This window comes from Arthrobacter sp. V1I9, assembly GCF_030817075.1.
Classification (GTDB): Bacteria; Actinomycetota; Actinomycetes; order Actinomycetales; family Micrococcaceae; genus Arthrobacter.
Map to the genome: position 1 here is coordinate 3362450 of NZ_JAUSYU010000001.1, position 13510 is coordinate 3375959.

Annotated in this window: 16 protein-coding genes and 1 pseudogene; 6 read left to right on the forward strand and 11 right to left on the reverse strand. The window is 65.9% G+C overall.

Annotated elements, in window-relative coordinates:
• Nucleotides 1-92 precede the first annotated feature (92 nt).
• Nucleotides 93-350, forward strand: coding sequence for a hypothetical protein (locus QFZ70_RS15685; RefSeq protein WP_307096919.1), 258 nt, complete (start codon nt 93-95; stop codon nt 348-350).
• A 101-nt stretch (nt 351-451) separates the two neighbouring features.
• Nucleotides 452-628: a CsbD family protein gene (locus QFZ70_RS15690; protein WP_307096921.1), complete on the forward strand. Its 177-nt coding sequence runs from the start codon at nt 452-454 to the stop codon at nt 626-628.
• Between the two features lie 72 nt (nt 629-700).
• Here QFZ70_RS15690 and QFZ70_RS15695 read toward each other — a convergent pair whose 3' ends face one another.
• From QFZ70_RS15695 to QFZ70_RS15705, 3 genes are all read right to left on the reverse strand, one after another.
• Entirely contained in the window at nt 701-1174 is a 474-nt protein-coding gene (locus QFZ70_RS15695) for a Dps family protein (protein WP_307097905.1), read from the reverse strand.
• Nucleotides 1175-1282: 108 nt separating this feature from the next.
• Nucleotides 1283-1960, reverse strand: a complete 678-nt coding sequence (locus QFZ70_RS15700; RefSeq protein ID WP_307096923.1) for an O-methyltransferase — start codon at nt 1958-1960, stop codon at nt 1283-1285.
• 73 nt (nt 1961-2033) lie between these two features.
• The gene (locus tag QFZ70_RS15705; RefSeq protein WP_307096925.1) at nt 2034-2357 is read right to left on the reverse strand and encodes a thiamine-binding protein; all 324 of its coding nucleotides are present in this window, start codon (nt 2355-2357) and stop codon (nt 2034-2036) included.
• Between the two features lie 121 nt (nt 2358-2478).
• Between QFZ70_RS15705 and QFZ70_RS15710 the strand changes: the two genes are divergently transcribed.
• Both QFZ70_RS15710 and QFZ70_RS15715 read left to right on the forward strand, forming a co-directional pair.
• Entirely contained in the window at nt 2479-3114 is a 636-nt protein-coding gene (locus tag QFZ70_RS15710; RefSeq protein ID WP_307096926.1) for a TetR/AcrR family transcriptional regulator, read from the forward strand.
• Nucleotides 3115-3272: 158 nt separating this feature from the next.
• A complete protein-coding gene (locus tag QFZ70_RS15715; protein WP_307096927.1) occupies nt 3273-3497 on the forward strand; it encodes a hypothetical protein in 225 nt (74 codons plus the stop codon).
• Between the two features lie 98 nt (nt 3498-3595).
• On the opposite strand, the gene QFZ70_RS15720 is transcribed toward QFZ70_RS15715, so the two are convergent.
• The 5 genes and pseudogenes from QFZ70_RS15720 to QFZ70_RS15740 form a co-directional block, all read right to left on the reverse strand.
• Entirely contained in the window at nt 3596-3778 is a 183-nt protein-coding gene (locus QFZ70_RS15720; protein ID WP_307096928.1) for a hypothetical protein, read from the reverse strand.
• A 184-nt stretch (nt 3779-3962) separates the two neighbouring features.
• Nucleotides 3963-4274, reverse strand: coding sequence for an AzlD domain-containing protein (locus QFZ70_RS15725; RefSeq protein WP_307096930.1), 312 nt, complete (start codon nt 4272-4274; stop codon nt 3963-3965).
• Nucleotides 4271-5095 carry an AzlC family ABC transporter permease gene (locus QFZ70_RS15730; protein WP_307097906.1) on the reverse strand — a complete coding sequence of 275 codons (825 nt, stop codon included), beginning with the start codon at nt 5093-5095 and terminating at the stop codon, nt 4271-4273. The genes QFZ70_RS15725 and QFZ70_RS15730 overlap by 4 nt, the downstream gene beginning before the upstream one ends.
• Nucleotides 5092-5628, reverse strand: a complete 537-nt coding sequence (locus QFZ70_RS15735; protein WP_307096931.1) for a hypothetical protein — start codon at nt 5626-5628, stop codon at nt 5092-5094. The genes QFZ70_RS15730 and QFZ70_RS15735 overlap by 4 nt, the downstream gene beginning before the upstream one ends.
• A gap of 162 nt (nt 5629-5790) precedes the next feature.
• Nucleotides 5791-6691 (reverse strand): annotated as a pseudogene (locus QFZ70_RS15740) (glycerophosphodiester phosphodiesterase).
• Nucleotides 6692-6740: 49 nt separating this feature from the next.
• Here QFZ70_RS15740 and QFZ70_RS15745 point away from each other — a divergent pair.
• Complete coding sequence (locus tag QFZ70_RS15745; RefSeq protein ID WP_307096932.1) at nt 6741-8099, forward strand: DUF445 domain-containing protein; 1359 nt, start codon at nt 6741-6743, stop codon at nt 8097-8099.
• Nucleotides 8100-8112: 13 nt separating this feature from the next.
• Here the strand turns inward: QFZ70_RS15745 and QFZ70_RS15750 are convergent, their stop codons facing one another.
• Complete coding sequence (locus tag QFZ70_RS15750) at nt 8113-8862, reverse strand: LamB/YcsF family protein (RefSeq protein ID WP_307096933.1); 750 nt, start codon at nt 8860-8862, stop codon at nt 8113-8115.
• Complete coding sequence (locus tag QFZ70_RS15755) at nt 8846-9652, reverse strand: hypothetical protein (RefSeq protein ID WP_307096935.1); 807 nt, start codon at nt 9650-9652, stop codon at nt 8846-8848. Before QFZ70_RS15755 ends, QFZ70_RS15750 begins: the two co-directional genes overlap by 17 nt.
• Nucleotides 9653-9802: 150 nt before the next feature.
• Between QFZ70_RS15755 and QFZ70_RS15760 the strand changes: the two genes are divergently transcribed.
• Nucleotides 9803-11119, forward strand: coding sequence for an MFS transporter (locus QFZ70_RS15760; protein WP_307096937.1), 1317 nt, complete (start codon nt 9803-9805; stop codon nt 11117-11119).
• A gap of 33 nt (nt 11120-11152) precedes the next feature.
• Here QFZ70_RS15760 and QFZ70_RS15765 read toward each other — a convergent pair whose 3' ends face one another.
• Nucleotides 11153-13495 carry a glycoside hydrolase family 65 protein gene (locus tag QFZ70_RS15765; protein ID WP_307096938.1) on the reverse strand — a complete coding sequence of 781 codons (2343 nt, stop codon included), beginning with the start codon at nt 13493-13495 and terminating at the stop codon, nt 11153-11155.
• Nucleotides 13496-13510 lie beyond the last annotated feature (15 nt).

Sequence of the window (13510 nt, forward strand, 5' to 3'; positions counted from 1 at the left end):
CCTTCATGATTATTCTGCTTGACTCCCCCGGGAGCCGGCAGGTCCGCTGAAGCAGATACGGCGGCAACACGGTCGACCCCGAATGAGCGAACATGCCTGCTACCCATTTTGAACAATTTATTGCCGAAGCAGTCGTCGCGGACAGGGAACCGGGACTGGGCCTTGGACGAGATGAGCTTTACGGGCTTTACACCAGCTGGTGCCTTCTTCAGAAGGCCCCGCTTCAGGCTCCGGAAGCCCTCTGGGACGCACTGCAGGCGCAGCGAATTGACCCGGACAGCAACAACTTGTCCATGACCGGCCCGGCCGCCGCCGACTACATCGTGGCCAGCGCACCTGACCTGGTGTGACGCTCCTTTTCCAAGCCTGTTGAAGCTGCCTGTGGCTGGTTAGCATTGAGCATGGCCGGCGTATTATCGTCCGCCGGCCACCAGCCGAAGGGAGAATCACCATGGGTTTGGATGACAAGATCGACAATGCCGCCGAGAAAATGGGCGGCAAGGCCAAGGAGGCTACCGGTGCGGCCACCAAGGACGAGGGCCTTCGCACGGAAGGCCAAATGGATCAGGCCAAAGCGGACCTGAAACAGGCCGGCGAGAAAGTCAAGGACGCTTTCAAGAAAGACTGAGTCCAGAAAAGGGGGCTGCTGCGGACACCGCAGCAGCCCCCTTTCTTGGCTCCCCCGGCAGCCGGGCAGGAATCAGGCCGGCTCGGTGACCGGCGCCGTCGCAGCCATGGTCTCGGCATTGACCATCCAGGCCAGCTGTTCCAGGCGCTCGATGGCAGCATGAAGCAGATCCGCGCTGGTGGGGTCTTCCTCGTCCACGTCGTCATGGACGTCCCGCATCGTCTGGACTGTCCGATCGAGCCGGGTGGTGACGAGTTTGACGGTGTCCTTCGTGGTGGTCAGGCCTTGCGGAAACTCCTCCAGCCGGCTGCCTGCCGAAACGGTGCTGCTGCGGCCGTCGGGAAGGGCATGCAGAGCCCTCATCCGTTCTGCCACCTGGTCGGCGAAGAGGCGGGCAGCCAGAACAATTTCGTCCAACTGAAGGTGCAGGTCGCGAAAATTGGTGCCTACAAGGTTCCAGTGGGCCTGCTTGCCCTGCAGGTGCAACTCGATGAGGTCGGTGAGCACCATCTGCAGATTGCTGGCAAGGGTGGGCGACGCTTTCATCATTTCCTCCATTGCGGCTTTCCAACCGGCTGCGGATCAACCGGCGAATAACTCTAAGCATACTTATTAGTCTGAGCCGGCAGCCAGGAAGCCCGACAGCCCCGAGGGCTACCGGATACGCGCAAGCGCGAAGCCGTCCCAGCCTTTGGAGCCCACGGTCTGGATGACGGTGGCATCGAGCCGGGGGTGCCCGCCGAGCAGCCTGAGCGCATCCACTATTCCCTGCGCGTTGACCGGGTCCATTCCGGGGTCCAGCACGGCGCCTTCCCAGATGGTGTTGTCCAGGACCACGGTTGTCCCGGGGCGCCCAAGCCGGATGGCCCATTCCAGGTAGCGGCTGTTGTTCTCCTTGTCCGCATCGATGAAGATGAAGTCGAAAGGTTGCCGGTCCTCCTCCGCCAGGGCGGCGAGGGTTTCCAACGCTGGTCCCAGGCGGATCTCTACTTTTTGCCCCAAGCCTGCGAAGTCAATGTTGGCCCATGCCACTTCAGCGTGCTTTGGCAGGAATTCGCAGGTGACCAACGTGCCGTCGTCGGGCAGGCCCTGGCCCATCCAGATGGTGCTGAAACCGGCCAAGGTGCCTATCTCCAGTATGCGGCGGGCGCCCGAGAGCTGAACCAGGAGCTTGAGGAGCTTGCCGGCGTTAGGCGCCACCTCGATGGCCGGCATACCGGCATCGACGGCCGATTGCACGGCCCGGAGCACGGCGGGATCCGGATGGACCACGACGTCGGACAGGAACTTTTCCGTGGCAATCCACTCTGGCCGGGGCTTGTGCTCAAACATGGGCACAGTTTGGCACGCGGCCACGCGCGGGTCCAGAGAAATTAGCCGACGACGGCGGCCGGGACGACGGCGGTCAGGAATCCTCGGAGAGGGCTCCTTCCAGGCGGTCCACTTTAGCGGTCAGCTCACCCGAGTAGCCGGGCCTGATGTCCGCTTTGATGACCAGGGAAACCCGGCTGCCATAGCGGCCCACTGCCTCGGTGGCGCGCTTCACGACGTCGAACACCTCATCCCATTCACCCTCGATGGTGGTGAACATGGAGTCCGTTTTGTTGGGCAGGCCCGACTCCCGGACAACCTTAACGGCGGCGGCGACGGCGTCATGAACGGACGCGTCACCGGGCCGCGAACCTTCGCTGGGAGTACCGGACGGGGCGACAGAAAACGCAAGCAGCATGAAGCCCAGTGTGCCACGGTGCCAGCCACGCCGCAGGGCAGGGCGGCCGATGCCGCCGTCACAAAACCCCCTACCCTTCAGTAACGGTGAACGCCGGAGGCTCGATTGCTAACCTTTTGGCATGAGCCTCGCAGTCGCCCGCAAGCCGCTCCGCGCCGACGCAGCACGGAACGTGGACAAGATCATCACGGCGGCGCGGCAATGCTTCCGCGAGTTCGGCCCGGAAGTGCCGCTGCAGACCATTGCAGCCACAGCAGGGGTGGGCCCGGCCACCCTGTTCCGTAATTTTTCGGACAAGGAAGAGCTGGTGCTTGCTGCCCTCAACAGGCAGCTGCGGCTCACCGTGGATCCGGTGGTGGACGGCGCCCTGGCGGATATCGATGCCGCCGCCGGACTGCTGCGGGTCATGGAGGCCCTGATGGCCGCCGCCAGCGATGACGCCAATCTTTTGGGAGCCGTTGCCGGCCGGCGGGAGCTCCTGACCGGTATCACCGGTTCCTTGATGGAGTCGATGGGTGTGCTGCTGGTACGGGGCCAGGGCCAGGGAAGCCTGCGGGCGGACATCTCCATGACGGACATGTTCCGGCTGCTTGCCATGCTCATTGGCGTGGTAGACACCATGGAGCCCGGATCCCACGCATGGCGCCGCCCGCTGGCCTTGATTGAAGATGCCATCCGGTCCGTCCGGCCCAGCCGGCCTCTTCCCGTCCATGTGCCGCTGCCGGCCGCTTCCCTGGCGGGCCAGCAGCCCATCTAGCAGCAGGAATCCTGCCCGCCGGGCGCACAGTCCTCCCCATTGTGGGCCTCGTGCCGGTGCAATACACTTCAAGTGGGTTACGCAGACAGCCTCTGTTCCTTCCAGATGGAGCCACCCATGCCACAGTTCCTGCACCTCCGGCACACGACCGCAGCGCGATGAACAGTTCCAGGCTTTTCCACTACATCAACGATCCGCGCGGCCCAGAGGAAATTCTTCCCACCTTGCCGGCAGAGGAACTGGCAAAACTGTTGGATGCCCTCTACCAGAACCTTGACACTCCCGAACCCGAGTTCGGCGCCCAGGCCTGGTATGAGATGGCGGTTGAAGAGAGCTCGCGCCGGTCAGCAGTACCTGACGGCGCCGCGCACGGGGTCGCCTGACCACTTTCCCCTCACGATTTTCCACTCACGACGCCGGTACTCCCGCTGGTGCCGGGACGTTTCCGATGTCCGGCCCGGGCTGCCTGGTGCTCGGCGGGTCAGTCGCTGTCGGCGGCTTCCCTGGCACGGATTTCCCGGCGCACCATGGCGTGCAGAGCGGAAACCGGCGACGCCGGGTCCACGTCCATCGCCCTCGTAAGGCTTTGGGAAAGGGCCTCTAAATCCTCGGCAGGGACGTCGGAAATACCGGAAAAACGGGTAAAGAAGCGTTTGGCCGGCAATCCCGCGCGCCATCGGGAATTCTTGTGTAAGGGAGCTCTACCGGCCCTTGCCCCGGACGCGTGCAGTTGATTTTCCATCGTTGCCATTCATGCGATTTGTCGGGGCCAACTGCATAGCCGCTCCCATAGTACAAACCCCCTACAGGCAAGAAAAGGGATTTGCGTCATGTTATTGGTGGTGGGTTTAGTTCCAGCCCAGCATGCGGAGCAGCGCCGCAGTTCCAGCACCGGCCACCACCACCACAAGAAACGGTGCCCTGAGTGCCAGTGCGATCGCCGCTGCAGCGAGCGCACCCAGCCGCGCATCGGCTGCCAGCGACTGCCCCGACGCCACCGCGTTCACCACCGTCAGGGAGGCAAGCAACCCGATGGTCATGGTGCCGGCAACCCGCGACATCCGAGGGTTTTCCAGAAGCCGGGCCGGGACAAGGTAACCCACCAGCTTCCACGCATACGCCAAGGCGCAGGCAATGAGCAGCCACACCCAAAGGCTCATGATTCAGCCTCCGATGTGCCGCCGTCGCCTTTTTGGCCGTGGCCGCGGTGGTGGCAATCGTCTGCGCCGTACTGGCGGTGGTCCGTGCCGGGCTGGCGGGACTCGGCGTGGTGGCGCTCCCGGTAGGGCTCCACGTCCGGCTCAAGGCCTTCATCGCTCCGGCCGTAGCCGAACCAACCGAACACTGCGGCCACGACGGCGGCCACCAGGATGGGCACGCCCGCCGGAACGAAGGGCACTGCCACAACCGTGGCCAGGGCGCACACCACCGCAATCGCGATCGGTTCGCGGCCCTTCAGCCGGGGCCAGAGCAGCGCCAGGAATGCCGCCACCGCCGCTCCGTCCAGCCCCCACTGCTTGGGATCCCCGAGCCCGCTCCCAGCGAGCGCGCCCACCGCGGTGAACAGGTTCCAGAGCACATAGATGCCGATGCCGGCTGCCCAAAAACCCCGGCGCTGTTCAGCGGGATCGGTCTGGCCGGTGCTGGTGGCGGTGGATTCGTCGATGGTCACTTGGGCGGCAACGTACTTGCGCCACCCGGTGGGGTGGAGCAGGGCGTTGAGCTGCATGCCGTAGATGCCGTTGCGCATGCCCAGAAGCGTGGCTGCGCTCATCGCCGCGATGCCGGAACCGCCTCCGCCCACTACGCCGATAAACGCGAACTGTGAGCCGCCGCTGAACAGGAGCAGGCTCAGCGCCATGGTCTGCCAGAAGTCGAGGCCGGACGTGACGGAGAGTGCACCAAATGATATTCCGTAAAGGCCGGTGGCCACGCTGATCGAGAGTCCCACCCGCACGGCCGGGGAAGCCAGGAGTTTCACTGCCACGAACCTATTGCGGGCCGCCGAAGGCTCCAGGCCCAGAGGATAAGCGGCGCCTGAAGCGGGAAGCGCAGGGTGTGCACCTGGCGCTGCACAAGGGTCCCCTCCGGGCTGTAGGCCCGGCGGAGGGCATCGGCATGACCGGTCAGGAACGCGGTGAACATCGCGGTGAGGGCGGTTGCGGTCGCCTTGCGTGTCAGAGGGATGAGGAGTCCGACGGCGGCCGTCAGCTCCAGCAGGCCGCTGAGCGCGATCCATTCCTCCCTTGTCATCACGGCGAACGGCCGACGGCGGAGGGGTTCCGGGCCGCCGTCGAAGCCAGCAGCTCCGTTGACCGCAGCAGTTCCGGCAACTGCAGCGCCGCCGTCGCCCGCTCCTTGCTGTCGCGTCTCTTTCAGGCAGAGGTAGTCAGGCACCACCTGGCGGTAGAAGCCGGGGTCGCGGAAGTGTTTCATGGCGCTGGCCAGAAGCAGGGCGCTCATGGCTGCAGCGGAAAGGCTCTGGCGGGCCCGGCCGGACCGGGGAAAAGGCATGGCTCCACTCAATCACACGCGCGCCCGGCCTTTGAAACCGTCACGGGCCATCCGACCGTCAGGCCCATTCGGGAGCCGAACTTCCGCAGGGCACGGGCCGTTAGGTTCAAGGCTGCGGCAGCCCCTCCGGCACCCAGAGCCAGGGCTTGCCCGCGTGCCTGCCTACCTTCCTTGCGGCGAGGCGACCTTCAGCTGGCTGAGGACGCGCGCCGGCACGTTGGTGGTGATCTCGTGGACGCCCATGCCCTGGCACAGCGCCACGTCCTGTTCCGAGTCCACGGTCCACACGCGGAAGCGCCGGCCCCGCTCCAGCCACCGCTGGATGGTGGCCGGGTGCTGGCGGACGTAGTCGACGCCGGGACCGGCCAGCGCGGCTTCGCCGTGGTCCAGGATCCGCTCGCCTTCCAGCTGGGCCGCCTTCATCACGTTGGCAATCGCACCGCCCGTGATCAGCCCAAAACCCAATTCCTCACGCAGCTCATGCACATCCACGTCATCCACCAGTTGGCAGATGTACTCCGCCGGTACGGACCGAAGCAGGCGGCGGACAGATTCCGGGCTGAAGCTCATGAAGGTCACCGCCACGTTGTCCACCGTTGAACTCCCGGCGTCCCAGCCCTCGCCCCGGAGGACTTCAAGCACCCGGTCCTCCAGCTTGAGCTGGTACGGGCTGGGATGCTTCAGCTCAATCGCCAGCCGCACAGGACGCCCTGCGCCGCGAAGGATCTCCAGCAGTTCCGGAAGGGTGAGGAACTGCTCGGACCGCGGACCGTACATCTCAGGGATGCGCACGCCCTTCCACGATGAAAAGTCCAGGCGGCGCAGCTCCCGCAGAGTCCGCTCCGCCACCGGCCCGGTCCCGTCAGAGGTGCGGTCGAGGTTGGCGTCGTGCAGGAGGATGACGTGCTGGTCGCGGGTGAGGTGGACATCGCATTCCACACCGTCCGCCCCCATCAGCCAGCGCCTGCAGGTAGGCGGCACGGGTGTGTTCGGCAAACGCGGCACTCGAACCGCGGTGGGCAAAGACCAACGGCCGCTGTTGCATTGACTCTGCAGTAGTCATGGAGACACGGTAGCCGACCTGCCCCGCTCTGCGGGACTAGGCTTGGCACATGCAGGTGAACTCTGAGCCAACTACCGAGGAAGCACCCACCAGGCCCGCTCCTCCCGCCCCGCCATATGCGAAGGGCCGCGCAAAGGCGGGTCCCGCCGCCGTCAACCAATTCTCTGCCGGCGACGCCGAAAAGGCGGCAGCGCTGCGGAAAATGAAAATGGTGGCGCTGGGGCTGCTGGTTGCCATGGCGGTGATTTTTGTGTTCGCGTTCGCGCTGCAGAAGGAGTATCCGTGGCTCCAGTACGTGCGCGCTGCCGCTGAGGGCGGCATGGTGGGCGCGCTGGCCGACTGGTTCGCCGTCACCGCGCTTTTCAAGTACCCCATGGGCATCAAGATCCCGCACACCGCGATCATTCCCCGCCGCAAGGACCAGATCGGCGCCTCGCTGGGTGAGTTCGTGGAAACCAACTTCCTCTCCGAGCAGGTGGTCCAGGACAAGCTGGCCAGCGTGAACATCGCACGCCGGGCCGGCGAATGGCTCGCCACGCCAGCTGGGGCGGAGCGCGTGGCCAAGGAGGGCGCCGCCGTGATCCGCGGCGCGTTCAAGGTCCTGAACGACGACGACGTCCAGGCGGTCATCGAGGGCATGGTCCGCAAGCACCTGCTGACTCCGCCGTGGGGACCTCCCGTGGGCAGGATGGCGGAGCGTATTTTCCACGACGGGCACCACCACAAGCTGGTGGACCTGCTCGTGGACAGGGCCGCGGACTGGGTGGATGACAACCACGACACCGTCACCCACCTTGTTTCAGACCGCTCCCCCACCTGGGTTCCGCAGTTCGTAGACGGCCTGGTGGGCGACAAGGTATACGTGGAGATCCTCAAATTCGTCCGCGCGGTCCAGGCCAACCCCAACCACGAGGTGCGGCAGTCCATCGACAAGTACCTCAACGACCTGGCGCAGGACCTGCAGCATGATCCGGCCATGATCGCGCGCGCCGAGGACATCAAGGCACAGGTCCTGGGCGACCCCGAGGTGCAGGAACTCGCGTCCCGGACGTGGGGCACGGTGAAGAACGCCCTGCTCGGCGCCGTGGACGATCCGGACAGCGACCTGACCATCAAGTTCAAGGCAGCTGTCCGCGACTTCGGCTCGCGCCTGGTCAACGATCCCGAACTGGCAGGTAAGGTCAACGCCTGGATCGGCGACGCCGCGGGCTACCTCGTGCGGACGTACCGCTCCGACATTGCCGGGGTCATCACCGATACCGTTGCCCGCTGGGACGCCGAGGAAACCTCCCAGAAGATCGAGCTCCAGGTGGGCAAGGACCTGCAGTTCATCCGGATCAACGGCACGGTGGTGGGTTCACTGGCCGGGCTCACGATCTTCACCATCGCGCACCTGATTTTCGGCTAGTTCGGCCCCGTAACTACGCGAAGGACTCCAGCTCGACACCGGCCGCTTCAAGGCCCGCCCTGACGGCGGAAGCCATCTCGACGGCGCCTGGCGTGTCCCCGTGGATGCACAGGGAGTCGGGCTGCACCTGGACCAAGGTTCCGTCCAGAGCCAGCACCTCGCCCTTGGTGGCCAGGCGCACGGCGCGCTCAACGATGTCGTCGACGTTGTGCAGGACGGCGCCCTCCTGCGAGCGCGGCACCAGTGTTCCGTCGGCCATGTAGGCGCGGTCCACAAACGCTTCGATGAAGACGGGGTGCCCGGCTTCCTTGGCCTGCTTCAAAAGCTCGGAACCGGGCAGGCCGAGGATGGGCAGGCCCGGATCGTAGGAGTTCACGGCGGCCACCACCGCAGAGGCCTGGTCTGCGTCGTGGACCAGACGGTTGTACAGCGCGCCGTGCGGCTTCACGTAGTCAACGGAGGCACCCACGGCGTGCGCGACACCGTCGAGCGCGCCCAGCTGGTACAGCACGTCGCCGAACAGCTCGTCAAAGGACATGTCCAGCGAGCGGCGGCCGAAGCCGGCGAGGTCGCGGTAGCCCACGTGCGCGCCGACGGTTACGTCCAGCTCATAGGCCGCCCGGCAGCTGTCCAGCATGGTGACGGGGTCGCCGGCATGGAAGCCGCAGGCCACGTTGGCGCTGGTGACCAACCTGAACATGGCGGGATCGTCCCCCATGTTCCAGGAGCCGAATGATTCGCCGAGGTCAGCGTTGAGATCCAAGGTTATTGCCTTCCAGCGTCAGGTTTTCCGGTGCGGCAGCGTTAAGCTCGCCGGGAATGGTTTGGGGCATGGGACCGAACGCTTCCTTCGCGTTGGAGACCACCGCGCGCCCCATCATGAGGTTGCCGGCCCCGCCCACCACCGCGCCGATGCCGAACGGCAGGGCCCGGCCGAACAGCGCGGTGCCCTGGCGCTTGAGGAGGTTCTTGAGGAAGGCTTTCTGGATCCGGTTCCGGACTGAGCCGAAGCCGGGCACGGCCATCGACTTTGACAGCACGTTGCCCCACGCGCTGGAGGCACTAAGGCCATTGCCCGCAGCCTGGCCGCTGAGCGTTCCAAGCAACGCGGTGCCTTCCTCGCCGAGCATCAGTGCCATGACCATGGTGCTGGCCTTCTCCGGGTTGGTCAGGCGGATGCCGTGCAGCTCCGCGAGTGAGGTGGCGTACAGGGCGGTTGCCTCCAGGAACCCAACGGTCGCGGCGGCGGAGAGTCCGAGGGAAGCCACGGTGCCAACGCCGGGAACGACGGCGGTGGCACCAACCAGCGCCCCGCCGCCAGTGACGGCACGCAGGTAGTCGCGCTCCAGGATGTCGGCCAGCTGGGCAGCCGTGGCGCGCGGGTGCTTGCGCTGCAGCCGGCGGATGTATGCCAGGACCAGCGGGCGCTGGATCTCCACTGCCTTCAGAAGCATGTTGTGCACGCCCGGCTTCGGTTTGCCGTGTTCGTCGAATACGGCATTGTGGGCGGTTTCGTGTGCGATTCGTACCGCGGGATTGCTGCGCTTGGCCATGGTCACCTCTGTTGGTCTCGCCGGCCGCGTCGGATGCGGCCTTTCCTAATACTAAGGTTGCTTAACACTAGGCCACGGCACCCCTGCCCCATTGGCTACGAGGGTAGTTGCCTGCTGTCCGGGTATTCGTCCGAAGCCTAGACTTACCCTATGCCCGCTCCCAAAGCCCTGCGGCCGTTTGCCCATCGTGAGTACCGGGTACTGATTTCGGCGCTTGCCATTTCCATTTTTGGTTCCGGAATGTGGGCCGTTGCCATGGTCTACCAGGTGATCCACCTGGGCGGCGGACCGCTTGAGCTGTCCCTTGTTGCTGCCGCCGGCAGTGTGGGCCTGGTGGCCTTCCTCCTGGCCGGCGGGATCGCCGCCGACCGGATTCCGCAGCGCCGCCTGATCATCGCCGTGGAGGGAGCCAACCTCGCCGTGATCGCGGCCATCAGCGGGCTGGCCATGGCGGGGTGGCTGCAACTCTGGCACCTTGCAGTGGGAGCCTTCGTGCTGGGCGTGGGAGCGGCGTTCTTCTTCCCCGCCTATTCCGCCATCCTGCCGCGCATCCTCCCGGCGGAGGACCTGCTGGCAGCAAACGGCGTGGAGGGTTCCATGCGGCCGGTGCTCCAGCAGGCCGCGGGTCCTGCGGTGGCAGGCATCGTGGTGGCTGCCCTCTCGCCGTCGCACGCCGTCACGGCAGTGGCCGTCTGCCACCTTGCGGCGTTCATCATCCTGAACTTCCTGGGCCAGCACGCCCTGGCCGCACCCGTCAACGGCGCCGAAGACGGCACCCCTGCGACCGGAACGGAGCGCGGCAAGTCCTCCTTCCGCCAGGACCTGCACGAGGGCGTCAGCTACACGCTGCGCACCCCATGGCTGCTGTGGACGCTGCTGTGGGCGTGCATCTCGGTCCTGTTCCTGATCGGCCCCATCGAGGTGCTGCTGCCGTTTGTGGTGCGCGACCAGCTGGACGGCGATTCGCGCATGTTCGGCTTCCTCCTCGCCGTGATGGGCGTCGGCGCGGCCTTGGGCTCCTTGTTGACGGCCTCCCTGAGGCTGCCCCGGCGCTACCTCACGGTGATGATGGTGTCCTGGGGTGCGGGCAGCCTGCCGGTGGCCGCCGTCGGGATCATGGACAGCTTCTGGGTCCTCGCCGCTGCCCTGTTCATCTGGGGCGTGACCGGCAGCGTGGGCATGGTCATCTGGGGCACCCTGCTCCAGCGGCGCGTCCCGCCCCACCTTCTGGGCCGGGTCTCCAGCCTTGACTTCTTTGTGTCGCTCGCCCTGATGCCCGTATCGATGGCCCTGGCCGGGCCGGCCGCCGAGGTCCTGCCCATCTGGCTGATCTTCCTGGTGGCCGGCCTTGTGTGCCCCGTCATGGCGGTCATCGCCATGACGGTGGCACGCATGCCCGACGACGAACTGGCCCACCCGCTGGACAGGGCTCCTGTTGCGGAACGTTCGACGGCGGCGGGAGACTAGGCTGCCCGGCAGTGTGAGCGCGCCCTGCGGCAACTAACTGTTGGCGCGCACCACCGGAATGCTCGCCGTCGGATGTCCGCTGGGGAACACCGTGGGTTCCGGTTCCGGCACGGGTGCAAGTGCCACCCGGACGGGCTGGGCGCCCACGCTGAGCAGCTGTCCGCGCACGTCCAGCTCGAGGGCCTCGCCGTCCTGGACAGTCAGGGTGATGGCACCGGCGTCGAGCTCCACCAGCAGCAGGCGCCCGCGGATCTTGAGGTGGAACGTCAGGCCTTCCCAGTCGGCAGGCAGCCGCGGATCAAAGTACGGGACCGCGCCCTGGTCCCGCAGGCCGGCAAAGCCGCACACCAGGGAACTCCACACACCGCCGGTGGAGGCGATGTGCACACCGTCGATAGTGTTGCCGTGCGTATCGTCCAGGTCGATGAACACGGCGTTGGTGAAGTGCTCCAGCGCTTCCCGGGAGTACCCCACCTCGGCGGCCATGATGCCCTGGACGCAGGCGGAAAGCGTCGAATCCCCCGTAGTCAGCGGGTCATAGAAATCAAAGGCCCGCTGTTTTTCCTCGGCGGTGAAGTCCTGCCATTGGAGGAACATGGCCAGGACGGTGTCCGCCTGCTTCAGGACCTGGTGGCGGTAAATGACCAGCGGGTGGAAATGCAGGAGCAGCGGGTACTTGGACCGGGGCGTGTTCCAGTCCCAGGGCTCGAGGTGCATAAAGTCGTTGTCCTGCGAGTGGACCTGCATGCGCTCGTCGAACGGCAGCTGCATCCGGTTCGCGGCGGCCTGCCACAGCTGCCGCTCTTCCTGGCTGATGACGGCATGGTCGAGGGCAGCGGCGGCACGGAGGTTGAAGCGGGCCATAACGTTTGTGTAGAGGTTGTCGTTGACCACGGCCGTGTATTCGTCCGGCCCGGTGACGCCGTGGATGTGGAAGAGCCCGTCCTTGCCGAAGAAGCCCAGCGAAATCCACATGCGCGCCGTTTCGATCAGCAGCTCGGCGCCCATTCCGTCACGGAACGCGGCGTCCCCCGTGGCCCAGACGTACCGGTTGGTGGCAAAGGCGATGGCGGCGGCGATGTGGAACTGCGCGGTGCCGGCAGCGTAGTAGGCGCTGGCTTCGAGCCCGTTGATGGTGCGCCACGGGAACAGCGCGCCGTCCACACTCAGCTCCTTCGCCCGGACCTTGGCTTCTGGAAGGATGCTGTGGCGGAATTCCAGGACCTGGCGGGCGCCGTCGGGATTGGTGTACGTCAGGTACGGCAGGAGGTAGACCTCCTGGTCCCAGAAATAGTGGCCCTCGTAGCCGGAACCGGTCACGCCCTTCGCGGGAATGCCGGCAACGTCCGCACGGGCCGTTGCCTGGGCAAGCTGGAACAGGTTCCACCGGATGGCCTGCTGCAGTTCGGGCTGGCCGGCCACCACGATGTCCGAAGTGGACCAGTAGTCGCGGAAGTGCGCTTCGCTTTCGGCGAAGATGTCCTGGACTGAACGCAGGTTTCCTTCTGCCACGGAGGCCGGGTCCACCGACGGTTCCTGGATGGCGGCGCCGGCTGCGTAGCTGACGCTTTTTTCCAGGCGGAACGGCTCGTCGGCACTGACCGCCAGGACGTAGCGGACGCTGCTGTCGTCCTGGTCCACGAGGGTGTCGAACGGCTGGTGCCCGGCGGATGTCCAGTGGTCCACTGCAACGCCCACCCGCTGCTTGGATTCGGCGGCCTCCCAGGCCAGCCGGAGCGACCCGTCCCCGCCGTCGAGGCGCAGGGGCAGCAACACCCGGCCGGCGTGGCGGCCGGCGCGGCGGGGATCGTGGACGGAGTGGTCTTCCACCGGCTGGTCCTGGCGGTTGATCACCGAGGAGGTCACGTCCACGGAGACCTCGCGGTCGGTAGCCACCTCCAGTGAGATGCCAAGGGTTCCCCGGGAATCGAAGCCGACGGCGCGCCGCTCGGTGGTGGTGACGGTGGCGCCGGAGCGGCACTGCCAGGTGATCCGGCACTCGTAGACGCCGGTGGAGAAATCAACGGAGCGCCGGTATTCCAGCACCTCGGATTCGGCCAGGCTGAGGGCTTCGCCGTCGATGATGACTGCAAAGTTGTTGGCGTCCGGGATGTACAGGATGCGCTGGCCGGTGCGGGCGAAGCCAAAGGCGTTTTCGGCGTGCTTGATGTCCCAAATTTCGTGCAGGCCATTGATGAAGCTGCCCGGCAGGTCAGAGTCCGCTGCCGCCCAGTGGGCACCGCGGATACCCAGGTGTCCGTTACCCAGCGCAAAGAGGGTTTCCAGAGTCCCTTCGGTGCCCGGTTCATGACGTGTTTCCACGAGTTGCCAGGGTGTGTTGGGGAATCTTTCGCGGTCCGCGGAGATCAAAGCCATGGTGTTGGGGTCCTT